Source organism: Williamsia sp. M5A3_1d, assembly GCF_053345315.1.
Window position 1 is genome coordinate 1,579,555 of sequence record NZ_JBKEZX010000001.1, and the last position, 25,780, is coordinate 1,605,334.

The following is a 25,780-nucleotide window of genomic DNA, read 5'->3' on the forward strand; positions in this document are numbered from 1 at the left end:
CGCCTGCCACTGCGAGGTTAGTCCCCGCTCACCTGCGTCGCATACGGACTCCACGGACTCCCCGGGTGACGCGGCCGCCGAGGTGGGGCCGCGAGTGTCACCGGCGGTTCATCGCCGGCGCCGACGTCATCGTCGGTCGGTCGGCGACGCCGTCGGCCGAGGCCATCCCGTTGTCCCACAACTCGCGGTACTTCCCGTCCAACGCCAACAGCTCGTCATGAGTTCCGAGTTCGATGATCGCACCCGAGGACACCACGGCGATCCGGTCGGCACGGGCGGCGGTGGCGAGGCGGTGGGCGACGATCACCGAGGTCCGGGAACGGGTCAGACGACGGCTCGCGTCGAGGACCTGGGCCTCGGTGGCCTGGTCGAGCGTCGCGGTGGCCTCGTCGAGCAACAGCAGATCGGGGTCGACGAGCTCGGCGCGGGCGAGTGCGATGAGTTGGCGCTGGCCCGCCGAGAGCCCCTGTCCGCGTTCGCCGACCCGATGCAGCATCCCCCCGCGCTGGCGGGCGATCATCCGCGTCGCGCCGACCGCGGTGGCCGCCGCGGTGACCTCGGAGCGCGACGCACCGGGCCGACCGTAGGCGATGTTCGACGCGATCGTGCCGGTGAACAGGTGCGGCTCCTGCGGCACCACCCCGAGTCGGGCGCGGTAGGCAGCGAGGTGATGGGTGCGGATGTCGGCGCCGTCCATCCGCACCGACCCGGTGGTCGGATCGTAGAAGCGGGCGAGCAGTTTGACGATGGTCGACTTGCCGGCGCCCGTCTGCCCGACGAGGGCCAACGACGTGCCGGCGGGGATGTCCAACGACACCCTGCCGAGCGCGTCGGACGAGGCGCCGGCGTAGCGGAAACCGACGGCGTCGAGTTCGGCGTGGCCGTCGAAACGCAGGATGCCGGCCGCGGCCCGATCGTGCGTGGCGCCGTCGGGCGTGACCACGCTGCTCGGTGTCCGCAGCAGGTCGCCTATCCGACGCAGCCCGACGACGGCCTGCTGGTATCCGTCGAACACCTGCGAGAGCTGCTGCACCGGCGCGAACAACATGCCGAGGTACAGCACGAACGCCACGAGCGTGCCCGGTCCGGCGCTGCCGTCGAGCACCTGGCGCGCGCCGATGGCGACGACCCCGGCGGTGGCGAGATCCGACATCAGGCTGATGAAGGGGAAGTACAGCGAGATCGCCCGTTGGGAGACCATGCGGGCCGCGACGTAGTCGCCTGCGCGCCCGGCGAAACGCTCGTCGGCGCGTTCGGCGTTGCGGTAGAGCAGCGTGGTGCGCAGACCCGAGACGTTCTCCTGGAAATCGGCGTTGACGACGCTGACCAGCTCACGTGAGCGGGTGTAGGCGCGCGACGAGACGCGCTGGAACACGACGGTCGCGATGATCAGCGGCGGGAACACGATCAGCATCACCGCGCCGAGGGTCGGGTCGGTGAGCACGAGGGCCACCGCGACCCCGACGATCGTCAGCACCGAGATCACCGCCGTGGACAGTCCGGTCTGCAGGAACGACGACAGTGCGTCGATGTCGGTCGTCATCCGCGTCATGATGCGGCCGGAGAGTTCTCGCTCGTAGTAGTCGAGCCCGAGGCGCTGCAGGTGGGCATAGCTGCGGACCCGCAGCGTGAACAGGATGCGCTCACCGGCCCGGGTGCTCGCGATCGTCACCACCGACAGCGCGATCCACCCGACCGCCACCAATGCGAGCCCCGCGGCCGAGGCGATCAGGAGGTTGTCGAGATGATCGGCGGTCGACGCGTTCACGCCGACTCTCGCCAGCGAGGGGAACGCGAGCCCGACGAGGGTGTCGATCGCGATCGCCCCGATGGCGACGGCCAGGAGCAGACGCACCGGTCGGAGCAGTCCGCGTAGCGAGAACGACGGATCGTGGCGACGGGCCCGGTCGACGTCGACCTCGGGATCCTCGTCGGCGGGCGGCAACCCCTCGACCGCACGCAGCAACGCGGGCGTCGCCGGCATCGACCCCAGGGCGCCGGACACGCCGCCACCCCCGCGTCGTCCCACCCGGGGGGTGGTCACGCGGGGTGCGCCGAGGCCCGCCTGGTGCGCGGCCGGGTCGAGGGTGTCGGGATCGGCCGGGCTGTCGGGGTCGTCGGGCCACAGGGCGGCCGGGTCGACGGGGTCCTCGGGGTCGGCGAACCGCTGCGGACCGTCGTCACGGTCGGCGACGGGCGCGGCCGGCGACATCAGTGCCCGGAACAGCGGGCACCGCTCGTCGAGCTCGGCCGGTGATCCGGAATCGATCACGCGTCCCTCGTCGAGGACGACGACGCGATCGGCGACGGTGAGCGTCGAGGGACGGTGGGCGACGAGCACGAGGGTGCGCTCGCCGGTGGAGCGCAGGGACTGCAGGATCGTCGCCTCGGTGGTGGCGTCGACGGCCGAGGTGGCGTCGTCGAGCACGAGCAGCGGCGGGTCGGCGAAGAAGGCCCGTGCCAGGGCGATCCGCTGGCGCTGCCCGCCGGAGAGCGTCAGCCCTCGCTCGCCCACGACGGTGTCGTACCCGTCGGGCAGTGCGGTGATGAAATCGTGGGCCGCCGCGCGCCGGGCCGCGGCCTCGATGCGGGTACGGACCGATCCCTCCCGGCTGTCGGGGTGGTCGGGGGCGGAGACCGGTCCGAGGCCGATGTTGGCGGCGATGGTGTCGGAGTAGAGGAACGGTTCGTCGAAGACGATCCCGATGTGTTCGCGCGCGCTGTCGGGAGCCAGTTCGGCGAGCGCGTATCGGGTGGGGACCACCGACGAACCGTCGTCGTCGACGGCCGTCACGGTGAGGTCGAGATCGCCGGAGTCGGGTCGGTAGACACCCCCGAGAAGTGCGGCCAGAGTGGACTTTCCGCTACCCGGTGGACCGATGACGGCGACACACTCGCCCGCCGCGACGTCGAGATCGACCCCTGCGAACAGAGGGGTCCCGTCGGGGAAGGTGAACCGCAGGTCGTGGGCGTGGAGCCCGACGGGCCCCGGGGGCAGGCGTGTGGTGTTCGTCAGTGCCGGGTCGGTCGGATGGTCGATGACGTCGTAGACGCGTTCGACGGCGGCGCGGGCGAGCTGCGCCGAGACGATGAGGTTCGTCAGCAGTCGGGCCAACCCGGTCATCGTGGTGATGTAGGTGGCGAACGCCAGGAAGGTACCGACGGTGATGTCGCCGCGGGCGGTGAGGTAGCCGCCGAGGGCGATGACGGCGACCAACGCGACCTGGGGGATGGCGTTCATCGTCGGGGTGAACCGGGAGTTGATGCGTGCGGCGCGCATCCGCTGGGCGAACAGCCGCCGGCCGTGGCCGATCAGCTCGTCGACCGAGCGGTCCTCCTGGCCGAAGCCCTTCACCACGCGTACCCCGGTGACGGTCTCCTCCACGTGCTGGGCGACGTCGGCGGCGGACTGCTGGGCCGACCAGGTGGCGGCGAACAGTGCTTTACGGGTGCGGAACGCCACAACGGCGATGGCCGGGATCACCAGCAGGGCGACGACGGTCAGCAGCGGCGACAGGTAGGCCATGATCCCGAAGGCCAGGACGACCTGCAGCAGCGCGCCGATCGACAACGGCACCATCGCGAGCAGTCCCTGCACCAGCTGCAGATCGGAGATCGAGCGCGACACCACCTGACCCGTGACGATCTGGTCCTGCGCGGCGCCGTCGAGACGCAGGAGTGTCCGCAGCAGGGACAGGCGCAGCGCGTTCTGCACGTTGAGCGACAGTCGTCCGGCGGTCAGTCGCCGGAGGTAGGCCGAACCGAACCGCACCACACCCGCGATCGCCAGCAACACCGCCAACGTGTCGATGGAGAAACCGTGCGACGCCGTACGCGTCGCGGTGTCGATGGCCGCCTTCGCGATCAGCGGGACACCGAGGTCGATGCCGACGCCGATGACGGTGACCGTGAGCGTCACCGTCACCAGCGTGCGGTTGTGCAGACATTCGCGCGCCAGTCGCGCGATCCAGCCCGAACTCACCGACGTCCGGTGTTCGCGGGGCCCTTCTCGTCGTCGGATCCCGGCAGGGTCGCGATCGGATCGACGACGGTGCCCTCGATCGTCCAGGCGTTCGGCGGCGGCCCGAACGCCTCACGCGCGTTGGCGATGATCCGCTTGCCCAGCGCGCGGTTGCCCGCACCGCCGATCGCGGCGCCGACCCCGGCCGGCAACATCTTGCCGACCATCAACGGCGCCCGACGGGCGGCGTACTTCTTGACGATCCGCTTCATGAGGGCTTTGTTGAGGTTGTTCAGTGCCGGCGTGGGGATGGCGCCACCGGCCATGTTCTTCAGCGGGTTGCGCTTGGATCCCAGCGCTTTCCCCAGCGCCAGGACACCCTCCTCGCCGAGGACCACGGCGAGGACGAGGGTCTTGCGCCGTTCGGCGTGATCGATGGGGATGCCGTGCACCTCGGCGACGGCCAGCGCCAGCAGCGCCGACGCCTCCACGAAGAAGGCGGACTCTCCGCCGATCGCCGCGATCGAGGCGAGGGTGCCCACCCCGGGTACGGCGGCCGTGGCGCCGGCGGCACCGCCCGACGACATCACCGTGGTGAGATAACGCTTCTCCAGCCGTTCGATGGTCTGCGCGGGGGTGTCGGCGGGATGCGATGAACGCATGCGACGCACGTAGGCCGCGACGGCGGGGGACTGCAGGCGCTGCGCCCGGTCGATGATCGAGACGATCGTGCCCGAGCTGCCCTCCTGCTTGGCCACGGCCGCCGACTGCGCGCCGGAGTCCGACGATCGGTTCCAGATCACCGTGGGTCCGAGGCGGCCGGTGCGGCATCCTGCGGGGAGACCTGCTCGGCCGCGGGCGGCGGGGGCGGCGGGGTGCCGTCGCCGAACGGACGACCGCCGAGCTCCTCGCGGTGGTGCGGGGTGTTCCATCCGCTCAGATCCGGGCCCTGCGGGACGATCCCGGTCGGGTTGATGTCGGTGTGGACGATGTAATAGTGCTGCTTGATCTGGGTGAAATCGGTGGTGTCACCGAAACCCGGGGTCTGGTAGAGGTCGCGGGCGTAGGCCCACAGCACAGGCATCTCCGACAGCTTCGACCGGTTGCACTTGAAGTGTCCGTGGTAGACGGGGTCGAAGCGGGCCAGAGTGGTGAACAGGCGGACGTCGGCCTCGGTGATGGTGTCGCCCACCAGGTATCGCTGACGCGAGAGCCGCTCACTGATCGTGTCGAGGTGGGTGAACAGCCTGGCGTAGGCGCGTTCGTAGGACTGCTGGCTGCCGGCGAACCCGCAGCGGTAGACGCCGTTGTTGATCTCGGTGAACACGCCGTGGTTCACCTCGTCGATCTCGGCACGCAGGTGCTCGGGATAGAGCGCGGGGGCGCCGTCGCGGTGGTACTCGGTCCACTCCGTGGAGAAGTCGATCGTGATCTGCGGGAAGTTGTTCGTCACAACCTGGCCGGAGGGCACGTCGACCATCGCCGGGACGGTGATGCCCTTCTCGTAGTCGGGGAAGCGGGCGAGGTAGGCGTCCTTGATCCGCGGGATCTGCAGCACCGGGTCGAGGCCGCCGGGATCGAGATCGAAGGTCCAGCTGTCTGCGTCGTGCGTGGGACCGCACAACCCCATCGAGATCACGTCCTCGAGACCTAGCAGACGTCGGACGATGATCGTGCGGTTGGCCCAGGGGCATGCCCGCGCCACGACCAGTCGGTAACGCCCCGGCTCGACCGGGAAGCCGTCGGACCCGTCGCGCGTGATGCGGGTCTCGATGTAGTTGGTGTCGCGGACGAAGTCCGAGCCGGGCTCGACGTACTTGCCGGGTGTGGTCCACGTGCTGTTGCCGCTGGTGTCTGACTCCTGTGTGCTCATCGATCCCCAGGTTAGCGGCTCACGGTGACACGTCGGCGGATCGACGGACACGGTTGCCCCGGAGGTGATCGATGTGTGAATATTCCACGCGGAACATATGGGCTCGACGACGGCGCGGGGAGGCTCGATGACGACCGGACACGTGGCACCGGCACCTCCGGTCGAGGTGGCGACGGCCGCGATGGAACGAGCCATGACCCCACTCGCCGTGCTGGTACTCGGCCTGGCCGCCGAACGCCCGATGCACCCGTACGAGATGCTCCAGACCCTGCTCGCCCGCAAGGAGGACCGCTTCGCCAACATCAGGCCGGGGTCGCTCTATCACACCGTGGACCGGCTGCTCGATCGAGAGTTGTTGTGCGTCAGTGACATCGAGCGTTCGGGAAACCGACCCGAACGCACCGTCTACGCGATCACCGAGCAAGGGCGGTCTGCACTGACCCGTCGGCTCACGGTCCTGCTGCAGACCCCGTCCGCGGAATATCCCGAGCTCTACCTGGGGCTCGCCGAGGCGCACGAACTCCCTCGCTCGACCGTGATCGAGTCGCTGGCGGTGCGGATCGACGCCCTCACCGCCGAGCGGGCGATGTTCACCGCGGCCGCCGACCAGGCGGCCGGTCGCGGGGTCTCGGAGATCTACCTGCTCGACATCGGTTGCCGCTGCGCCACTCTCACCGCGCAGATCGACTGGCTGACCGATCTGCACTCCCGACTCGTCGACGGGACGCTCTCCTGGGACGCCCGCGGCGCGTGCCGCGCCGGCGACCCACCCCTGACGTCCGACGACTTCACCGCGAACCCCACGACCCCGAGAGAGACACGATGACCCAGGCACACCCCACCCCGGCGAAGTTCGTGCCGGTGACCGACAGACCCTGGGCGGCGCTCGGCGCGCTGTGCATCGGGTTCTTCATGATCCTCGTCGACATGACGATCGTGGCCGTCGCGCAGCCGAAGATCCAGGAGGGCCTCGACACCGACTTCAACGGCGTCATCTGGGTGACCAGCGCCTACCTGCTCACCTACGCGGTGCCACTGCTCATCACCGGCCGTCTCGGTGACCGCTTCGGCCCCAAGCTCATGTACCAGGCCGGCCTCGTCGTCTTCACCGTCGCCAGTGTCTGGTGCGGGCTGTCGGGATCGATCGGTGAGCTGATCGCCGCGAGGGCCCTGCAGGGACTCGGTGCCGCCCTCATCACGCCGCAGACCATGTCGCTCATCACCCGGATGTTCCCCGCCGAACGGCGCGGCGCCGCCATGGGGTTGTGGGGCACCGTCGCCGGTGTCGCGACACTCGTCGGCCCCTTGCTCGGCGGAATCCTCGTCGACGGCCTGGGCTGGGAGTGGATCTTCTTCGTCAACGTCCCCGTCGGGATCGTCGGACTGGTGCTGGCCTGGTGGCTGGTGCCGACCGTCGAGACCACCGGACGTCAGTTCGACCTGATCGGTGTCGCATTGAGCGCCGCCGGTCTCACCGCACTCGTCTTCGCCATCCAGGACGGGGAGAAATACGACTGGGCGGCGTGGATCTGGGGGCTGGCCGCGGCCGGTGTGGCCATCATGGGCGTCTTCGTGTGGTGGCAGTCGAAGATCCGCACGCAACCCCTGGTCCCGCTGTCGTTGTTCCGCGACCGCAACTTCTCGTTGTCGAACATCGGTATCGCCGCGATGGGCTTCGCCACGTCCGGACTGTTCGTGCCGATGATGTTCTTCCTGCAGCTCGTCGGCGGTATGACCCCGACCCGGTCGGCGCTCATGCTGGTGCCGATGGCCCTGATCACCGGCGTGCTGGCGCCCGTCGTCGGTCGCCTCGTCGACACCGTGCACCCGCGCTACATCATCGGCACGTCGTTGGCGCTCAACGCGATCGCGATAGGCAGCCTCGGTGTCCTCGCCCGACCCGACACCCCCGTGTGGGTCCTGCTGCTGCCCATCGCGCTGATGGGCCTGGCCAGCGCCGGCATCTGGGCGCCGTTGGCCGCCACGGCCAACCGCAACCTGCCGATGGCGCAGGCCGGTGCCGGTGCCGGTGTCTACAACACGATGCGTGTGGTCGGGTCGGTGCTCGGTAGCGCCGCCGTCGGCGCGCTGCTGCAGACGCGACTGGCCGCCGAACTCCCCGGCGCACAGGTCGCATCCGCCGGCGCCACCGACCGCGTCCCCGAGATCGCCCGCGAGGGGTTCGCGACGGCCATGGGTCAGTCGATGTACCTGCCCGCTGCGGTGTTGGTGCTCGGCGTCGTCGCCGCACTGTTCCTGGCCCGTCCGCGGCACATGTCGACCCCGGCGGTCCCGGTGGCCGCACAGACCGATGCGGCCGCCGTTCCCGCCGCCGTGCCCGGTACCACTGCGTCCGCCGCCGCACCGACGTCGGCGGTCACACAGAGCTGATCGCTGTCGCGGTTGACGCTGGCTGAACAGGTCGGATGTACTGGGACGATGTTGTCCCGTCTGTCCATCGACGAGCGCCGCGTGCAGTTGATCGACTGCGCTCTCGACCTCGCGCAGCGCACCGGGATGTCCTCGGTGACCGTCCGCGCGGTGGCCGAGGAGGCGGGCGTCTCGCTGGGGATCGTCCACTACTGCTTCGACAGCAAGGACGCCCTGATGGCCGCCATGATCGAACGGGCGGTCGGCGACCACCTGCAGGCGTTCCTGCGGGTGGAGAGTCTCGACGAACTCGCAGCCGGCGTCTCGGCGGCCGAGGTGTCGGGTCCGGTCGGTGCCGACGGGCTGCGGTCACTGCTCGCCGGGGCCCTCACCTCGGTGCTCGACGTGGTCCACGAGGTGCCCGAGCGCTGGCTGGTGCTGATCGAGTCGACGGTCGTGTCGTTGCGGGCGCCCTCGACCTCGGGGGCGTACTCCACCGCGGCGCGACAGAACGACCTCGCCGAGGACTACGGGATGCGCTATCTGTCGGCGATCGGGGCGCGCACCGCTATGACGTGGGACGGGGCCGAACGGGCGGTGGTGCGCGCCGCGCTGCAGCTGATATACGGGATGATCCAGTGGTGGCTGGTCGATCGCGACGACGCCCAGGCGCGGACGTCGATAGCGCTGCTGTGTGACTGGATCACCGAACGCGCCACCCCCGTCGTGCCGGGGGCGCTCAGCGCACGGTGACCGGGATCGAGTGCAGGCCGGTGGCGCCGTCGGGATCGGGGCGCGATTCGACCGCGGACTGCTGCCGTCCCTCGCCGTCGATCGCCCGCACCGTGAGGACGTGGTCGCCCGGTGTGGCATCCCACTCCCAACTCCACAGCCGCCAGGTGTCGACGAGGTCGGGCGCCCGTAGCGTCGCGGGGCGCCAGGCGCCGTCGTCGACACGTACCTGCACGGCGTTGATGCCGCGCGGCTGCGCCCACGCCACACCGCCCACGGTCACACGGCCGGCGCGCACGTCGGCGAGATCACGGGGCACGTCGATCCGGGAGCTGGTCTTGATGGGACCCTTCTCCGACCACCCGCGCGTCGACCAGTAGGCCTTGGCCCGATCGAACCGCGTGACCTCCAGTGAGGTGACCCATTTCGTCGCCGAGACGTACCCGTAGAGCCCGGGCACCACCAGGCGGGCCGGATAACCGTGTTCGACGGGCAGTGGCGACCCGTTCATGGCCACCGCGAGGATCGAGTCACGGTCGTCGGTGAACGCCTCGATCGGGGTGCCCGCGGTGAACCCGTCGGAGCTGCGTGAGAGCACCATGTCGGCGTCGGGCGACACGCCGGCACGGGCCAGCAGGTCCCGCACGCGGTATCCGGTCCACGTCGCGTTGCCGATCAGCGTCCCGCCCACCTCGTTCGACACGCAGGTCAGCGTCACCATCTTCTCGATCGCGGGCAGGCGGCGTAATTCCGCCATGTCGATCTCGAACTCGCGGTCGACCATCCCGTGGACGCGCAGAGACCAGGCGCCGCTGGTGATCTGAGGCGGGGAGAGCGCGGTGTCGATGCGGTAGAAGTCGCTGTTGGACGTGATGAACGAGGGGAGACCTCCACCACCGTCGGCCGCGGTGTCGACGGAGTTCGTGGCGTTCGGCACCACGAAATCCGCGCGGTCGCGACCGACGTCGTTGAGGCGGTGATCGAGGATGACCCCGCCGACCCCGGCGACGACGGCGCCGGCACCGGCCGCGCCGGCCCCGATGAGGAACGCCCGTCGGTCGGTCGTGGAGACCGTCGGTGCATGCCCTGGGCCGTCGGTCGAGCCTCGGGGGGTCTCGGGGCCCGGCGACGGGTCGAGACGTCGGGCCATCCACTGCAGGAACACGATCCCCGCGACCACTCCGACGACGGTGGGCACGAACCAGTCGACGCCACCGCCGGGTCGGGAGACCGCGGCGGCGACCCCCAGGACGCCGAAGGCGGCGAACATCGCCGACCCCCACGAGCGGGTGCGCCGCTCGATCACACCGGCGACCACCGCCAGGATGGCGACGATGATCCCGATGCCTATGAGCAGCGCGACCTTGTCACCGGTGCCGAACGTGCTGATCGCGAACTCCCGCACGCTCTTCGGCGTGAGATCGATGACCGCCGAACCGACCGCGTAGAGCGGCGAGGCAGCCCTGTCGAACAGTGACGCGACGAGCTGACCGACGCCGACGGTCACCGCCGCCGCGACGACTCCGTTGAGCGCACGCAGGGCGATGACGCTCCGGTCGGGACCGGGGCGCCGGGTGTCCGTGCGGGTGTTCGAGTCGGGTTCGTCGAGACGGTCGGGGGTGGTGGTCACCCGATCCAGTATCCACGCGCTCGGCGACCACGCCTGCGTGGTTCCCGGGACCTGTCGGTGCCCACCCCTACGGTGGGTTCATGCGCATCCTGCACACCTCCGACTGGCACATCGGTCGGACCTTCCACGGCGTCGAGCTCCTCGACGATCAACGCCGTGCGCTGGCAGAAGTCGCACGACTGGTCGCCGAGGAGGGTGTCGACGTCGTGGTGGTGGCGGGCGACGTGTTCGACCGCTCGGTGCCCGGTTCCGACGCCGTCGAGGTCTACGACGGCGCGCTCGAGGCGATGGCCGCCGCGGGCGCGACCCTCGTCGTCACCTCCGGGAACCACGACTCGCCGACCCGCCTGGGAGCGGGGTCGTCGTTCGCCGCGGCCGGTGGCCTGCATCTGCGGACGACCGTCGACGCCATCGACGAGCCGGTGGTGCTGTCCGACGCCCAGGGTGAGGTCGCGATCTACGGCATCCCCTACCTCGAGCCGGACACCGTCCGCGATCGACTCGACGTCCCGCAGGCGCGCAGCCACTCCGAGGTGCTGGCCGCCGCGATGGACCGCGTGCGTGACCATCTCGCCGGCAGTCCCCGGCGGTCGGTTGTGCTGGCCCACGCCTTCGTGGTGGGTGCGGTCGCGACGGGCTCGGAGCGGTCGATCGCGGTCGGCGGCGTCGAGACGGTCCCGGTCGACACCTTCGACGGTGTCGACTACGTCGCGCTGGGACACCTGCACTCCCCGCAGGTCGTGCGGGAGACCGTGCGCTACAGCGGTTCACCGCTGCCGTACTCGTTCGGCGAGCGCAGTCACACCAAGGCGGTGACCATCATCGACCTCGACGCCGACGGTGTCGCCGATATCCGCACGGTCGATCTGACGCCGGTGCGCGGGCTGAGCTCGTTGCGCGGAACACTCGAGGAGCTCCTCACCTCACCGCTGCACGAGACCGCGGTCGAGCACTACGTCGAGGCGTCGCTCACCGACGAGGTCCGGCCCACCGATGCGTTGCGCCGCCTGCGAACCCGGTTCCCGCGCGTCGTCCACGTCGAGTGGGACCGACCGCACCCCGCCGACGGCATCGACTACCGCAGTCGCGTGGTGAACCGGTCCGACACCGAGATCGTGCGCTCGTTCGTCACCGATGTCCGCAGCGAACCGACACCCGGCGAGAGCGCCCTGCTCGACCTCGCGATCCGCGCCGTGGTCGGCGAGCCCGAATCGGACCGCCCGGTCGAACTGACCCTGTTCGAGCTCGACCCCGGACTCACCGCATGAGGCTGCACACCCTGCAGATGAGCGCCTTCGGCCCGTTCGCCGAGGAGGCCGTGGTCGACTTCGACGCCCTCGGATGCGACGGGTTGTTCCTGCTGCACGGCCAGACCGGGGCAGGCAAGACCACGGTCCTCGACGCGGTGGCGTTCGCCCTCTTCGGACGCGTGCCGGGCGTACGCGACTCCGACCGTCGACTCCTGTCCGACCACGCACCCGCCGGCGACGTCCCCCGTGTCGTGCTCGAGGCCACCATCGGCGGTCGTCGCATGCGCGTGACGCGGTCACCGGAGCATCGCCGCCGGAAGAAGCGGGGGGAGGGGTACACGACCGTGCCGGCCGCGGGCACGCTCGTGTGGCTCGACGGTTCCGGTCCAGGGTTGAGTCGTCTCAACGACATCGGTGAGGTGATCTCGCGCATCCTCGGGATGAGTGCCGAGCAGTTCTTCCAGGTCGTGCTCCTGCCCCAGGGAGACTTCGCCCGCTTCCTGCGCGCGGCCACGAACGACCGGGAGACGTTGCTCGAGAAGCTCTTCGAGACCGACCGCTTCAGCGATCTCGAGACGTGGCTGCGTGATCGGGCGCGCGCGACCCGCGCCGAACGCAGCGACCGCGAGCAGACCGTGGACCGGATCGCGGCACAGATCGCGGGTCTAGTGGGCGACGAGCAACCGATGGAGGCCGACGCCGACTGGGCGCAGGCCCATCTCGAGGCCGCCCGCGTCGACGCGACCGACGCCGCCGCCGAACTGCAGCGGGCCCGGGACAGCGCACAGGCCGCCGACGCTGCGCTCGCCTCCGCCACCCGCACACATGACCTGCAGTCGCGCGCCGCGCTCGCCCGGCAACGCCTCGACGCCCTCGACGGCAACCGCGACCTCATCGACTCCGCGCGCGACGCCCTCGACGCGGCGCGGCGCGCAGAACCGATCCGCCCCCTCATCGGTGACCGTGACCGTGCCCGCGAGGTCAGCGCGCGGGCACACGCGTCGCTGGCCGCGGCGACCCGGTCACTGGGCGCGGGCCCCGACGGCTCGGCACTGCTCGCCCAACTCTCCTGGCCCCCGGCGGATTCCGACACCGCGATCATCGACGCCCACATCGACCGGTGGTCGGCCGAGTCGGGTCGACTGGCCCCGATCGCCGAACGTGCAGGTCGGCGACCGCAGATCGTCGCCACGGTGGACGAACTCGAGACCGGGTCGAGGGCCGCGGTCGCGGATCTCGAGGAGATCGAACGCGAGTCGGCCTCGGTACCGACCGCACTGCTCGCGGCGCAACAGGCGGTCGACGCATCCCGGACGATGCGTTCCCGACTCCCCGGCCTGCAGGAGCAGCTCACCGCAGCCCGGGCCGTTCACGCCGCAGCGCAACGACTTCCCGCGCTCGCCGACGCGGTGAGCCGCGCGCGAACCGCCGCGGCGACGGCCCACGAGCGCCATCTCGCCACGCGGGAACGTCAGTTGGCGCTGCAGCAGCGCCGGATCGACGGGATGGCGTCCGAGCTCGCCGGACGCCTGCGGACGGGCGAACCCTGCGAGGTGTGCGGAGCGGTCGAACACCCCGGTCCCGCTGTCGCGACGGGTGATCCGGTGTCCGAGCGCGAACAGATCGATGCCGACTACGCCGAGAAACAGGCCGCCGACCGACGGGCGGGCGCGGTCGATCGACTGGCGGCAGCCGAACGGGACCGAGCGGTCATCGCAGAGGCCTCTCGAGGTGTGCCGATCGACGACGCCGCGAGCGAGGTGGCGCGTCTCGCCGACGAGGTCGACACCGTCGGGGCGGTGGCCGCGGAACTCGACGCCCGGATCGCCGTCGTCGCCGAGATCTCCTCGCGGGTCGAAGATCTGAGGTCGCGCGCGGCCGCGACGCGCGAGGCGCAGGCCGGTCGCCGCGAGCGCATCGCCACCCTGACCGCCGATCTCGCCGAGCTCGACGCGGAGGTGTCGGCCGCGACCGGCGGGACCGGGACGGTGCTCGAACGTCGGACCCACCTCGCGGGACTGTGTCGGGCGTCGACCACGCTGCGGGACGCACGTGTCGCCGCGGAGAACGCCGATGTCCGGGCGAGCGAGATCACCCGACGGATCGAGACGGTCGCACACGAGGCGGGGTTCGCCGACGTGGAGACGGCCTGTGCGGCCCTGGCCGACCCGATGACGGTCGCGTCGTGGGACGAGCAGATCCGGGCGGCGTCGGCGATCCGCGCGGCCGCGGTGGCGACCCTCGACGACCCGGAGGTGGCCGCGGCCGCCGCCGACACCCCGGCCGATATCGCCGGACGTGAGCGGGACCGCGAGGCCACCACGACGGCCCTCGACGCGGCCACACATCGACATGCGCGCGCCGCCGATCGCTTCGCACGACTCCAGGATCTCGCGGCGGGTTACTGGTCGGCGCTGTCGGTGCTGGCGCCGGTGGTCGAGCGCGATCGTGAGGTGGCGGGTCTGGCCGATCTGGTCGCGGGGCGGGGCCAGAACTCCCGACAGATGTCGCTGCGCTCCTACGTGCTGGCGGCCCGACTGGAGGAGGTGCTCATCGCGGCGTCGACTCGTCTTCGCGAGATGTCCTCGGGACGTTATGAATTCGCCCACACCGATGCGGCGGCGTCGCGAGGGCGCCGCAGCGGACTGGGGATCGAGGTGCGCGACGAGTACACCGGCACGGTGCGTCCGGCCACCACGCTCTCGGGTGGGGAGACGTTCTTCGCCTCCCTGGCTCTCGCGCTGGGTCTCGCCGATGTCGTGTCGGCCGAGTCCGGTGGACGCGTCCTCGACACCATGTTCATCGACGAGGGATTCGGCACCCTCGACCCCGAGGCGCTCGACCTGGTGATGCGTGTGCTCGACGATCTCCGTTCCGGCGGCCGGGTGGTCGGTGTCGTCAGTCACGTCGACGAGATGAAGGCGCGTATCCCCGCACAGCTCCACGTGATCCGCGCGGAGGCCGGGTCGCGTCTGGCCATGGTGGGTGCCGCGGTCTGAGGCGGTCACCAGAGCTTCCCCACCACCGACTGTCGGGGCGTGGTCGGCGGTGCGATAGTCTTTCCATCGCCCTTCGAGCCCCCGTAGCTCAGGGGATAGAGCGTCCGCCTCCGGAGCGGAAGGCCGCAGGTTCGAATCCTGCCGGGGGCACCACACATCTCTCGTCCTGCGGTCGTCTCGCGGCGAATCTAGGCTCGTCGGCATGAGAATGTTGCTGTCGTTCTACGGCAGTCGGGGCGACGTGCAGCCGGGCCTGTGCCTGGGACTCGAACTCCTCCGCCGCGGTCACGACGTCGAGATGGCGTTGCCCCCCAACTATGTCGGCCTCGCCGCGGACATGGGGCTGCGAGCGCACCCGGTGGGGCTCGACAGTGAGTCGTACTGGGATTCCGAGCGCGCCCGCACCATCCTGTCGACCGGCAATCCCGTCACCAGGCTCCGTCTGGCCCAGGCCCAGGTCCGCGAGGGGTTCGCGCGCTTCGACGCCGACCTCGCCGCACTCGTCGCCGACCTCGCGGCGACGAAGGCCCTCGACGGCCTCGTGAGCGGCCCGCTGGGCCAGGACCGCATCGCCGACCTCGCCGAACACCTCGACGTCGACATGGCCACGGTGCGACTCTGCGCGATGTCGGAGAACGGCGCGATCTGTGCCGTCCCGACGCGCCACCGGCTGCCTCCGGTGATCAACCGGGCGTCATGGCGCCTCGTCGACACCCTGACGTGGACGTTCTCGCGGTCGTCGCAGAACCGGTTCCGCGCCTCGTTGGGCCTGCCGGATGCGGCCGAGCCGATGCCGGCGCGTCTGCGTCGATCGGGCACCCTGGAGATCCAGGCGTATGACCCCGCGCTGTTCCCCGGCCTCGCCGCCGAGTGGGACGATCGCAAACCCGTCGTCGGGTTCTTCGATCTCCCGACCGATCACCGTCCCGCCGGGGACCCCGCGTCGCGCACCGACGGTCTCGACGACTGGCTCGACGGGGGACCGCCGCCGGTGCTGGTCGCGTTCGGCAGCGCACCGATCGCCGACACCGAGGCGGTGCACCGTGCCGTCGTCGAGGCCACGCGCCGAGCGGGTGTCCGTGCACTGGTGGGCGTGGGTGGCCGATCGGCCGGGGTCGACCCCGAGAACCCGCACATCTTCGTGGCCGGCCGACTCGACCACCCCACCGTGCTCCCGCGACTCGCCGCCGCCGTGCACCACGGCGGGGCGGGGACCACCGCGGCCACCCTGCGTGCGGGTCTGCCCACGATGGTGTGCGCGGCAGGCGCCGATCAGGCGCACTGGGGCGCACAGATCACCCGACTGGGGGTCGGGACGGCCACGCGGCTCTCGGTGCTCGACGCAGACAGACTCGCCGACGGGCTGCGCGTACTCGCCGACCCGGTCACCGTGCGACGGGCACGCGCCCTCGGAGAACGGCTCATCGCACCCGAGGTCGCGGTGGATCACGCCGCACAACGCATCGAGTCGGCGTTCACCCGCATCGCGGTGTGAGACGCCGACCCGATGGTCGTGCTCTTCTCGGGCGATGGTCACCGCCTGGTGATCAGCCCTTGACGCAGGTGAACTGCATGACGTCGATCATGTCCTTGCGGAACGACGCGGCGCAGCCGCTCAAGTACTTGATGTAGGTGTTGTAGTTCGCGCGGCCGCACAGGGCGATGGCCTCGTCGCGGTGCTCGCCGAGCGCCTTGCTCCACGCGTCGAGGGTGCGGGCGTAGTGCAGCTGCAGCGGCTGGATCTTCTCCACGGTGAAGCCTGCGGCGGTGGCGCCGTCGGTGACCTGCTTGGGCAGCGGGAGCTGGCCGCCGGGGAAGATCTCGGTCGCGATGAAGCGCAGGAACGCGAAGTCGTCCTTGCTGATCTTGTTGCCGGTCTCGTGATGGTGCGAGAGGCCATAGGCCGTGATGGTGTGGAGCAGCATCTTGCCGTCGGCGGGCAGCGCGTTGTACGCGAAGTCGAAGAACTGTGCGTAGCGCTCGAAGCGGAAGTGCTCGAACGCGCCGATGCTGACGATGCGGTCGACCTTGCCGTCGAACTCCTCCCAGCCCTGCAGGCGGATGTCACCCGAGAGACCGGTCTCGGCGGCCTTGGCCTCGACGAGCTTCTTGACGTGGCCGAACTGGTTCTTGCTCAGGGTCAGGCCGATGACGTTGACGCCGTACTTCTCCATCGCGCGCAGAGCGGTGGCGCCCCAGCCGCAGCCGACGTCGAGCAGGGTCATGCCGGGCTCGAGGCCCAGCTTGCCCAGCGACAGGTCGATCTTCGCGATCTGCGCCTGGTTGAGGGTGTAGTCCTCCTCCTTGAAGTACGCACAGCTGTAGGTGCGCGACTCGTCCAGGAAGAGGGCGAAGAACTCGTCGCTCAGGTCGTAGTGGGCCTGAACGTCCTCGAAGAACGGTGTTTCGGTGGTCACAGGTGAACCTCTTTCGTGTGCTCGCACCAGCGAGGAGCCAGTGGTCGTGTGGTGCCCACGCTCTCCGGTGGGCAAGATCGGTGATTGCGCGCCGGAGTGGTGACACCGGCGCCGCGGTCATCTCAGCGCCACCGTGGCGGTCGCGCGACCGAAGATCCGCTTGCCCCGGAAGGTCGCACCGAGCGCGATGGTAGCCGTCCTCGCCTGTTCGTCCAGCGATTTGACCCGTCCAGTGTATTCGACCTCGGCGGGGGCATCCTCGGCGACGTAGGCGATTCCGGTGAACCGCACACGATAATCGCGAACAGCTGTCGGATCTCCCACCCACCCGGTGACGAACGACGACCCGATGCCCATGGTGAGCATCCCGTGCGCGGCGCAGGTGTCGAGCCCCACGACACCCGCCGCCCGCTCGCTCCAGTGGATCGGGTTCCAGTCGGCGGAGATGCCCGCGTAGTTGACGAGGTCACCGCGGCGGAGGGTGACCGTCTTCGGGGGCAGCACGTCGCCGACGGAGACATCGGCGAAACGGGGCACGGCGTCGTCGAGCTCGTGGTCCCAGGTGCCGATCGGCGGGTCGGGGATCCCGTCGATCTCCTGCCAGCCGGTGGTCGTGGGTGGTGAGAAGTCACCCATCATCACGTCGGAGAGCGCGGCGGCGAGTTCGGGTTCGGCGTGCGCGCCGCGTCGACCCGCGGCCGTCGTCAGCAATGTCGCGACGAGTTCACCGCTGTCGTTGATCAGCAGGCCCTCGACGATGATGGTGTCGCCGCCGGCCTTCTGCCGGATCGGCGTGAGTCCCATGGTCAGGGAGAGACGGTCGCCCGCGTGCATGGGGCGGTGATAGGTGAACACCTGGTCGGTCTGGACGAACGCGCTGGTGTCGTACTCGAGGAGCACGTTGTCCAGTAGCCAGTTCAGACCGCTGCCGGCGAGGCGCGCGGTGAAGGTGAGAGGCGCGACCAGACCGCTGTGCCCACGCTCGGCGGCCGCCTTCTCGTCCCAGTGGACGATGTGGCCGTCCTTCATCGAGCGGGCGAACTCCCGGATCTCCTCGCGACCGATCTGATAGTGGTCGTCGGGGCGGTAGTACTGCGTCCAGTCGCGATCTTCGGAGCTGACGTCCTCGGGCTTCACGATCTCCTCGGTGGTTGGCGATCAACTGTGATGGGCGAAGAATCGCCGATCATCGTCGCACACGAGCGCGCGCCGCGACGACCGGCGCGACACGCGTCCGCTGTGTGTCCGCCGGTACTCAGTTCATCGACAGGGGGGCGACACCGCGTTCGGACAGCATCGCCGTCATCGTCTGCGCCTCGTTCTCCTGGGTGTTGATCATCTGCTGCGCGAGGGTGCGCACGTAGTCCTGCGACACGTGATCGGGATCGGCCGCGTACTCCATCATCGGCAGACCACCCTGGTGGTGACGCAGCATCAACTGCAGGAAGTAGGCGTCGAGCGCGGTCCCGCTCATACTCCGCAGCCGCGTCATCTCGCTCGCGGTGGCCATGCCCGGCATGAGTGGTGTCGTCGTCCCGTTGCCTGCGGTCATCGACATGGATCCGGACATCGACCCCGACATGGAGCCATCCGACATCGAGTGGTGGTCGCTCATCCAGTCCATCGCCGTCGACGGGTTGTCCAGCGGGTAGCCCCAGCGGGTCAGCCACGACTGCATCTGACCGATCTGATTGGTCTGCTGGGTGAGGATGTCGTAGGCCAGCGACCGGACCTGCGGATCGGATCCCCTGCTCATGGCCACCGTCGCCATCTCGACGCCCTGGGAGTGGTGGGTCGACATGTCCTGGGCGAATCCGACGGCCGCGGAGTCCGATGCGGGCGTGGCGCCCGACCCGGTGTCCGAATCCACCGTGCGGCCGACCAGCAGGCCGACACCCACACCGATCAACAGCAGTGCGACGCTGCCGAGGGCGAGCAGCGCCGGCAGCTGCCTGCGCAGTGACGATCGGCGGTCGGGTGTGGTGGCGGTGTCGTCGCCGACGACTTCGGTGTCGGTGCTCACGGCCTCAGCCCGCCGGTGTCGAGGTCGGGGCGGGGACCGTGGCGCCGGTCTCGTCGGTCGCCTGCTGGGTGCCCGCTCCGTTCATCGGGACGGCATTCGCGGGCACCGGTCCGGAGTCTGCGGGCGGCGGATTGCTGGGGTCGAAAGCGCCGGGGATGGCGGCACATTCGGCGCCGACCTCGGGATACGACGACTGCTGGGGCTGCCCGGGGTAGACGTTGGTCTGCGAGTTGCGGCGCAGTGCGGTGATGAAGTGGTCGACACGGGAGTCGCTCGCGGACTCCAGCTTGAGCTGGTGGCCCCACGACTGCAGCGAGATCGGGGTGCTCAGGCCGGGGTAGGGCGACATCAGGGTGTACGGCCTGCCCTCGACCTTGCTCTTGAGGAGGTCGACGTCGCCGGATTTCACCGTCTGCGGGTTGTAGGTGACCCAGATCGCGCCGTGCTCGAGCGCGTGGACGGCGTTCTCGGTGCGCAGCTGGTTCGGGTAGACGATCCCGGTGCAGGTGGCCCACACCGCGTCATGGGGACCGCCGAACGGCGGCGACTGGTCGTAGGCGACCCGCTGCGTGGGCGAGACGTGCTGGCCGGCGGGGTAGAAGACCTTCACCACGCCGGGGATGTCGTCGGAGGGGTCGGGGTTCGACGCCGAGGGGACGAACTTCTGGGTCTCCTCGCGGTCGAGGTACTTCGGCGCCAGGTAGGCCGCGAGACCACCCACGATGGCCACGACCACCACCACCGCCGCGATCGTCATCCACGGGATGGGGCGGCGCCCTCCGGCCTTGACCACGGGAACGGTGCCCGGTTTGGTCTTCTTCTTCTTCTGGGAGGACGGCGTGCGGGGCACCGGCGGAGCCGACGGGGTGTTCGTCGAGCTCGTGTTCGGTGCCGGCCGGGGGCTCTCGGTCGCCATCACTGCCTTTCGATTCGAGGATGCGCGCCACAGTCTACTGGCCGCCGCCCGGACGCCGGTCGATCACGAACGCGGCGGGCGCGCGACCGCGATTGTCCCCATGCTGTGACGGGCCAATAGGATGGTGCCTCGTGACTCCCACCGATCTGTCCACCGTGCTGCGTGATGCCACCACGACGGTGCTCGCGCGACGCGGGCTCGACACCTCGGTGGTCCCCGAGACGGTGGTGGTCGAGCGTCCGCGGAATCCCGACCACGGCGACTACGCCACCAACATCGCCCTGCAGCTCGGCAAGCGGGTCGCCACCGCCCCGCGCGAACTCGCGGGTTGGCTCGTCGAGGAACTCCGGTCACAGCCCAGCATCGCCTCGGCCGAGATCGCAGGCCCGGGATTCGTCAACCTCCGGCTCGCCGCGGCCACGCAGAACGCCACCGTGGCAGCGGTGCTCACCGCTGCGGCCGACTACGGCCGGGGCACCGACCTGCAGGGCACCGCGATCAACCTCGAGTTCGTCTCGGCGAACCCGACCGGGCCGATCCACCTCGGCGGCACCCGCTGGGCGGCGGTCGGTGACGCGCTGGGCCGCGTCCTCGACGCGCAGGGCGCGGCGGTGACTCGCGAGTACTACTTCAACGACCACGGCACCCAGATCGACCGGTTCGCCCGGTCGCTGCAGGCGGCCGCCATGGGCGGGACGACGCCGGAGGACGGGTACGCCGGTGCCTACATCGGTGAGATCGCCGCCGACGTCGTCGCCGCGGATCCCGGCGTGCTCGAACGCCCCGAGGCCGATCGACTCGAGGCCTTCCGATCGGCCGGGGTCGAGCTCATGTTCGACCACATCAAGCGGAGTCTCGACGATTTCGGGACGCATTTCGACGTGTACACCCACGAGAACTCGATGTTCAGTTCCGGGAGCGTCGACGAGTGCATCGCGGAGCTGAAGGCCAACGGCAACCTGTACGAGAACGACGGCGCATGGTGGTTGCGCTCCACCGACTTCGGCGACGACAAGGACCGTGTCGTCATCAAGCGCGACGGCGAGGCCGCCTACATCGCCGGCGACATCGCCTATTTTCGCGACAAGCGCCGCCGCGGCTTCGACCTCTGCATCTACATGCTCGGCGCCGATCACCACGGATACATCAAGCGCCTCAAGGCCGCCGCGGGCGCACTCGGTGACGATCCGGCCACCGTCGAGGTGCTGATCGGTCAGATGGTCAACCTGGTGCGCGACGGGGTGCCGGTGCGGATGAGCAAGCGGGCGGGCACGGTGATCACCCTCGACGACCTCGTCGACGCGGTGGGGGTCGACGGCGCGCGCTACTCGCTGATCCGGTCGTCGGTCGACGTCAATCTCGACATCGACCTGGACCTGCTGACCACACAGTCGAACGAGAACCCGGTCTACTACGTGCAATACGCCCACGCACGGCTCTCGGCGATCGCGCGCAACGCCGCCGACCTCGGGATCACCGCGTCGGACACGCACCTGGAGTTGCTCGCCGAGCCCGCCGAGGGTGAACTCATCCGCACCCTGGGCGACTTCCCCGGTGTGGTGTCCACCGCGGCACACCTGCGGGAACCGCATCGGATCTGTCGGTACCTCGAGAGTCTGGCCGCGTCCTACCACCGGTTCTACGACCGGTGTCGGGTGCTGCCCCAGGGCGACGAGGAGCCCGGTGACATCCACGCCGCACGTCTCGCCCTGTGCTCGGCGACACGCCAGGTGATCGCCAACGGACTCGACCTCGTCGGCGTGAGCGCACCGGAGCGGATGTGATGGCCCACCCCGCAGGTCCCCGCCACGCCGAGGACTCGCCGCGCCCCCATCCGTCGGAGCGCCCGACGTCTGCCGACGAGCTCGTCGAGCTGCCCGCCGCGGTGTGGCCGCGCAACGCCGGCCGCGGGGACGACGGCGTCGTGACCCTGGCCGGTGTCGGAGTCGACCAGCTCGCCTCCGAACACGGGACACCGCTGTTCGTCATCGACGAGGCCGACTTCCGATCGCGGTGTTCGGACATGTTGGCCGCATTCGGTGCGACCGGCAGGGTGCACTACGCGTCGAAGGCGTTCCTGTGCACCGAGATCGCGCGATGGGTCGAGCAGGAGGGTCTCTCGCTCGACGTCTGCTCGGGTGGCGAGCTCACCGTCGCCCTGCGTGCGGGTTTCCCCGCCCATCGGATCGCGCTGCACGGCAACAACAAGTCCCCGGAGGAACTCCGACAGGCGGTCGACGCCGGGGTGGGCCACATCGTGGTCGACTCGGCGATCGAGATCGAACGCCTCGACGCCGCCGCCGGAGCGGCCGGGGTGGTCGCCGATGTCCTGATCCGGGTGACCGTCGGCGTCGAGGCCCACACCCACGAGTTCATCTCCACCGCCCACGAGGACCAGAAGTTCGGGTTCTCGCTCAGCGGCGGCGTGGCGATGGACGCCGTGCGCCGGGTCTTCGCCGCCGACAACCTGCGCCTCGTGGGTCTGCACAGCCACATCGGTTCGCAGATCTTCGATCTCGACGGTTTCGAACTCGCCGCCCACCGCGTGCTGGGGCTGCTCGCCGACGTGGTCGCGGAGTTCGGCGTCGACAAGACCGCCCAGCTGTCGGTACTCGATCTCGGTGGGGGACTGGGTATCTCCTACATCCCCAGCGACGACCCGCCGCCGGTCGGCGAGGTCGCCGCGACGCTGATCGACATCGTGACGCGGCAGTCGGCGCAGCTCGGACTGCCCACCCCGACCCTCGCCGTCGAACCCGGGCGCGCGATCGCCGGGCCCGGCACGGTCACGCTGTACCGCGTCGGGACGGTGAAGGACGTCGCGATCGGCGGTGGTGCACACCGTCGGTACGTCTCGGTCGACGGCGGCATGAGCGACAACATCCGCACCTCGCTGTATCAGGCCGAATACGACGTGCGGCTCGTGTCGCGGGTGTCGCACGAGGACGCGGTCGTCAGTCGGGTCGTCGGAAAGCATTGTGAGAGCGGCGACATCGTCGTCAAGGACTGCTGGCTGCCGTCCGACGTGGCGCCCGGCGACCTTCTCGCCGTCGCGGCGACGGGTGCGTACTGCTACACGATGTCGAGTCGGTACAACATGGCGACGCGTCCGGCCGTGGTGGCCGTGCGTGACGGTGTGTCGCGGCCGGTGCTGCGGCGCGAGACCGTCGCGGATCTGTTGAGTCTGGAGGTGACCGAATGACCGAACACACGCAGCGACCCATCGGGGTCGCGGTGCTGGGGATGGGCAACGTGGGGGCCGAGGTGGTCCGCATCCTGCTGCAGAACGCCGACGACCTCCGGGCCCGTGTGGGTGCGCCCATCGAGATCCGCGGTGTCGCCGTGCGTGATCTCGGCAAGGCGCGTGCGTGCGCGACGTCGCTGCTGACCGACGACCCAGCCGCGCTGGTGGTGCGCGACGACGTCGACATCGTCGTCGAACTCATCGGCGGCATCGACATCCCCCGCAGTCTCATCGCGAGCGCGCTCGGGCACGGCAAGTCCGTCGTCACCGCGAACAAGGCGTTGCTCGCCGACTACACCGGCGAACTCGCGACGCTGGCCGCCGAGGCGAAGGTCGATCTGTACTTCGAGGCGTCGGTTGCCGGCGCCATCCCGGTGGTCCGGCCGTTGATGCAGTCGCTGGCCGGTGACACCGTGCAACGCGTGGCGGGAATCGTCAACGGCACCACCAACTTCATCCTCTCCGCCATGGACGCCGACGGTTCCGACTACGACGTCGTGCTGAAGGAGGCAGGCCGTCTGGGATACGCCGAGGCCGACCCCACCGCCGACGTCGAGGGATACGACGCGGCGGCGAAGGCGGCGATCCTCGCGTCCATCGCCTTCCACAGCCGCGTCACCGCGGGCGACGTCCACCGCGAGGGGATCTCGTCGATCACCGCTGCAGACCTGGCGTCGGCGGCGACGCTCGACTGCACCATCAAGTTGCTCTCGATCTGTGAGCGGGTCGTGGATTCGGCGGGCCGACAGCGCATCTCGGCCCGCGTCTATCCGGCGCTGGTGCCGCTGACGCATCCGCTCGCAAGCGTGAACGGCGCGTTCAACGCGGTGGTGGTGGAGGCCGAGAACGCGGGCAGGCTGATGTTCTACGGCCAGGGGGCCGGCGGCGCACCCACCGCATCGGCGGTGCTCGGCGACCTCGTGATGGCCGCCCGCAACAAGGTCCACGGCGGCCGGGGCCCGCTCGAGTCGACCTACGCCTCGCTGGAGATCGCACCGATGGGCGACGTGAACACCCGGTATTACGTCTCGATGAAGGTCGCCGACCGGCCGGGTGTGTTGTCGACCGTCGCCGGGGAGTTCTCCAAGCGCAACGTCAGCATCGCCACCGTGCGGCAGGAGGGCGCCGAGGAGAACGCGCGCCTGATCGTGGTGACCCACCGGGCGCCGGACTCGGCGCTCTCGGAGACCGTCGACGCACTCAAGGACCTCGACTCCGTGCTGAGCGTGTCGAGCGTTCTCCGTCTGGAGGGAACAGATGACTGACAACCAGATCCACGGCGGGGGAGTCCGAAACCGGGCCGTCCACCACGCCTGGCCGGGGCTCATCGAGGCCTACCGGCACCGACTCCCCGTCGAACCCGACGGCAAGGTGGTCACCCTGCTCGAGGGAGGCACCCCGCTCATCAGTGCGCCCCACCTGTCGGAGCTCACGGGGTGCGAGGTCTACCTCAAGGTCGAGGGCGCGAACCCGACCGGGTCGTTCAAGGACCGGGGCATGACGATGGCGGTCAGCAACGCGGTCAACCAGGGCAAGACCGCGGTGCTGTGTGCCTCGACCGGCAACACCTCGGCGTCGGCCGCGGCGTACGCCACCCGGGCGGGCATCACCTGCGCCGTGCTCATCCCCACCGGCAAGATCGCCATGGGCAAGCTGGCCCAGGCGGTCATGCACGGCGCGAAGATCATCCAGGTCAAGGGCAACTTCGACGACTGCCTGGAACTGGCACGCAAGGCCACGGCCGAGTTCTCCGAGATCGAGTTGGTCAACTCGGTCAACCCGGCACGGATCGAGGGCCAGAAGACAGCGGCGTTCGAGATTGTCGACGTCCTCGGTCGCGCCCCCGACGTCCACGCGTTGCCGGTCGGCAACGCGGGCAACATCACCGCCTACTGGAAGGGCTACGCGGAGTACCACGCCGACGGCGTGTCATCCTCGCGTCCCCGCATGCTCGGGGTGCAGGCCGCGGGCGCGGCGCCGCTGGTCAGCGGACACCCGGTGAAGAACCCCGAGACCGTCGCCACCGCCATCCGCATCGGTTCGCCCGCGAGCTGGCAGCAGGCGGTCGACGCGAAGGACTCCTCGGGCGGGCAGTTCCTCGCCGCCACCGACGAGAAGCTGCTCGAGGCCTACCGTCTCGTGGCCGGACGCGAGGGTGTGTTCGTCGAGCCGGCGTCCGCGGCCAGCGTCGCCGGGCTGCTCGCCGCCCGTGCCGACGGCTGGATCTCCGCCGGCGAGACCGTGGTGTGCACCGTGACCGGCAACGGCCTGAAGGACCCCGACACCGCCCTGGCCGGGATGCCCGAGGTCCAGGCCATCGACGTCGATCCCGCCGCGGTCGCTCGCGCACTGGATCTGAGCTGAC

The 25,780-nt window shown here is 69.9% G+C and carries 19 protein-coding genes and 1 tRNA gene; 12 read left to right on the forward strand and 8 right to left on the reverse strand.

The genetic code is table 11. The features are described from left to right. Positions 1-97: 97 nt before the first annotated feature. Genes ACLBW1_RS07380 through ACLBW1_RS07390 form a run of 3 tightly spaced genes read right to left on the reverse strand, consistent with a single transcriptional unit; the run spans position 98 to position 5,834 of the window. Complete coding sequence (locus ACLBW1_RS07380) at positions 98-3,982, reverse strand: ABC transporter ATP-binding protein (protein WP_447811030.1); 3,885 nt, start codon at positions 3,980-3,982, stop codon at positions 98-100. Further along, positions 3,979-4,719, reverse strand: coding sequence for a hypothetical protein (locus tag ACLBW1_RS07385; protein WP_447811192.1), 741 nt, complete (start codon positions 4,717-4,719; stop codon positions 3,979-3,981). The genes ACLBW1_RS07380 and ACLBW1_RS07385 overlap by 4 nt, the downstream gene beginning before the upstream one ends. Before the next feature lie 41 nt (positions 4,720-4,760). Continuing rightward, complete coding sequence (locus tag ACLBW1_RS07390) at positions 4,761-5,834, reverse strand: glutathione S-transferase family protein (protein ID WP_447811032.1); 1,074 nt, start codon at positions 5,832-5,834, stop codon at positions 4,761-4,763. Between the two features lie 127 nt (positions 5,835-5,961). Between ACLBW1_RS07390 and ACLBW1_RS07395 the strand changes: the two genes are divergently transcribed. From ACLBW1_RS07395 to ACLBW1_RS07405, 3 genes are read left to right on the forward strand one after another with little or no spacing between them, the layout of a single operon-like run. Further along, complete coding sequence (locus tag ACLBW1_RS07395) at positions 5,962-6,660, forward strand: PadR family transcriptional regulator (RefSeq protein ID WP_447811034.1); 699 nt, start codon at positions 5,962-5,964, stop codon at positions 6,658-6,660. Then, entirely contained in the window at positions 6,657-8,225 is a 1,569-nt protein-coding gene (locus ACLBW1_RS07400) for an MFS transporter (RefSeq protein WP_447811036.1), read from the forward strand. The genes ACLBW1_RS07395 and ACLBW1_RS07400 overlap by 4 nt, the downstream gene beginning before the upstream one ends. A gap of 48 nt (positions 8,226-8,273) precedes the next feature. After that, the gene (locus tag ACLBW1_RS07405; protein ID WP_447811038.1) at positions 8,274-8,957 is read left to right on the forward strand and encodes a TetR/AcrR family transcriptional regulator; all 684 of its coding nucleotides are present in this window, start codon (positions 8,274-8,276) and stop codon (positions 8,955-8,957) included. Here the strand turns inward: ACLBW1_RS07405 and ACLBW1_RS07410 are convergent. Then, positions 8,944-10,566 (reverse strand): molybdopterin-dependent oxidoreductase, encoded by a 1,623-nt coding sequence (locus ACLBW1_RS07410; protein WP_447811040.1) that lies wholly within the window; start codon positions 10,564-10,566, stop codon positions 8,944-8,946. The genes ACLBW1_RS07405 and ACLBW1_RS07410 overlap by 14 nt on opposite strands. Positions 10,567-10,646: 80 nt before the next feature. Between ACLBW1_RS07410 and ACLBW1_RS07415 the strand changes: the two genes are divergently transcribed. From ACLBW1_RS07415 to ACLBW1_RS07430, 4 genes are all read left to right on the forward strand, one after another. Beyond that, positions 10,647-11,834, forward strand: coding sequence for an exonuclease SbcCD subunit D (locus ACLBW1_RS07415; RefSeq protein WP_447811042.1), 1,188 nt, complete (start codon positions 10,647-10,649; stop codon positions 11,832-11,834). After that, a complete protein-coding gene (locus ACLBW1_RS07420) occupies positions 11,831-14,815 on the forward strand; it encodes an AAA family ATPase (protein WP_447811044.1) in 2,985 nt (994 codons plus the stop codon). The genes ACLBW1_RS07415 and ACLBW1_RS07420 overlap by 4 nt, the downstream gene beginning before the upstream one ends. A 77-nt stretch (positions 14,816-14,892) precedes the next feature. Continuing rightward, positions 14,893-14,968: transfer RNA gene (locus ACLBW1_RS07425), tRNA-Arg, on the forward strand. A 49-nt stretch (positions 14,969-15,017) separates the two neighbouring features. Then, positions 15,018-16,310 (forward strand): glycosyltransferase, encoded by a 1,293-nt coding sequence (locus ACLBW1_RS07430; RefSeq protein ID WP_447811046.1) that lies wholly within the window; start codon positions 15,018-15,020, stop codon positions 16,308-16,310. A gap of 52 nt (positions 16,311-16,362) precedes the next feature. On the opposite strand, the gene ACLBW1_RS07435 is transcribed toward ACLBW1_RS07430, so the two are convergent. The 4 genes from ACLBW1_RS07435 to ACLBW1_RS07450 all read right to left on the reverse strand — a co-directional run bounded on the left by ACLBW1_RS07435 (position 16,363) and on the right by ACLBW1_RS07450 (position 20,105). After that, positions 16,363-17,232 (reverse strand): cyclopropane mycolic acid synthase family methyltransferase, encoded by an 870-nt coding sequence (locus tag ACLBW1_RS07435; protein ID WP_447811048.1) that lies wholly within the window; start codon positions 17,230-17,232, stop codon positions 16,363-16,365. Positions 17,233-17,349: 117 nt separating this feature from the next. Continuing rightward, the gene (locus ACLBW1_RS07440) at positions 17,350-18,369 is read right to left on the reverse strand and encodes a fused (3R)-hydroxyacyl-ACP dehydratase subunits HadA/HadB (protein ID WP_447811050.1); all 1,020 of its coding nucleotides are present in this window, start codon (positions 18,367-18,369) and stop codon (positions 17,350-17,352) included. A gap of 118 nt (positions 18,370-18,487) precedes the next feature. Further along, positions 18,488-19,255, reverse strand: a complete 768-nt coding sequence (locus ACLBW1_RS07445) for a DUF305 domain-containing protein (RefSeq protein ID WP_447811052.1) — start codon at positions 19,253-19,255, stop codon at positions 18,488-18,490. A 4-nt stretch (positions 19,256-19,259) separates the two neighbouring features. Next, complete coding sequence (locus ACLBW1_RS07450; protein ID WP_447811054.1) at positions 19,260-20,105, reverse strand: DUF3105 domain-containing protein; 846 nt, start codon at positions 20,103-20,105, stop codon at positions 19,260-19,262. Between ACLBW1_RS07450 and ACLBW1_RS07455 the strand changes: the two genes are divergently transcribed. From ACLBW1_RS07455 to thrC, 5 genes are read left to right on the forward strand one after another with little or no spacing between them, the layout of a single operon-like run. Then, the gene (locus ACLBW1_RS07455) at positions 20,065-20,280 is read left to right on the forward strand and encodes a hypothetical protein (protein ID WP_447811195.1); all 216 of its coding nucleotides are present in this window, start codon (positions 20,065-20,067) and stop codon (positions 20,278-20,280) included. The two genes, ACLBW1_RS07450 and ACLBW1_RS07455, sit on opposite strands and share 41 nt — an antisense overlap. 22 nt (positions 20,281-20,302) lie before the next feature. Beyond that, complete coding sequence (gene argS, locus ACLBW1_RS07460; RefSeq protein ID WP_447811056.1) at positions 20,303-21,955, forward strand: arginine--tRNA ligase; 1,653 nt, start codon at positions 20,303-20,305, stop codon at positions 21,953-21,955. Then, on the forward strand, positions 21,952-23,373 hold the full coding sequence (lysA, locus tag ACLBW1_RS07465) for a diaminopimelate decarboxylase (RefSeq protein WP_447811058.1): 1,422 nt from the start codon (positions 21,952-21,954) through the stop codon (positions 23,371-23,373). Before argS ends, lysA begins: the two co-directional genes overlap by 4 nt. Then, entirely contained in the window at positions 23,370-24,680 is a 1,311-nt protein-coding gene (locus ACLBW1_RS07470; RefSeq protein ID WP_447811060.1) for a homoserine dehydrogenase, read from the forward strand. The genes lysA and ACLBW1_RS07470 overlap by 4 nt, the downstream gene beginning before the upstream one ends. After that, the gene (thrC, locus tag ACLBW1_RS07475) at positions 24,673-25,779 is read left to right on the forward strand and encodes a threonine synthase (RefSeq protein ID WP_447811061.1); all 1,107 of its coding nucleotides are present in this window, start codon (positions 24,673-24,675) and stop codon (positions 25,777-25,779) included. Before ACLBW1_RS07470 ends, thrC begins: the two co-directional genes overlap by 8 nt. The last annotated feature ends 1 nt before the right edge of the window (position 25,780 follow it).

Coding starts and splice junctions, on each gene's coding strand:
- ACLBW1_RS07405 (WP_447811038.1), top strand. CDS start 8,274: ATGTTGTCCCGTCTGTCCATCGACGAGCGCCGCGTGCAGTTGATCGAC.
- thrC (WP_447811061.1), top strand. CDS start 24,673: ATGACTGACAACCAGATCCACGGCGGGGGAGTCCGAAACCGGGCCGTC.
- ACLBW1_RS07415 (WP_447811042.1), top strand. CDS start 10,647: ATGCGCATCCTGCACACCTCCGACTGGCACATCGGTCGGACCTTCCAC.
- ACLBW1_RS07400 (WP_447811036.1), top strand. CDS start 6,657: ATGACCCAGGCACACCCCACCCCGGCGAAGTTCGTGCCGGTGACCGAC.
- ACLBW1_RS07420 (WP_447811044.1), top strand. CDS start 11,831: ATGAGGCTGCACACCCTGCAGATGAGCGCCTTCGGCCCGTTCGCCGAG.
- ACLBW1_RS07390 (WP_447811032.1), bottom strand. CDS start 5,834: ATGAGCACACAGGAGTCAGACACCAGCGGCAACAGCACGTGGACCACA.
- ACLBW1_RS07430 (WP_447811046.1), top strand. CDS start 15,018: ATGAGAATGTTGCTGTCGTTCTACGGCAGTCGGGGCGACGTGCAGCCG.
- ACLBW1_RS07395 (WP_447811034.1), top strand. CDS start 5,962: ATGACGACCGGACACGTGGCACCGGCACCTCCGGTCGAGGTGGCGACG.
- ACLBW1_RS07470 (WP_447811060.1), top strand. CDS start 23,370: ATGACCGAACACACGCAGCGACCCATCGGGGTCGCGGTGCTGGGGATG.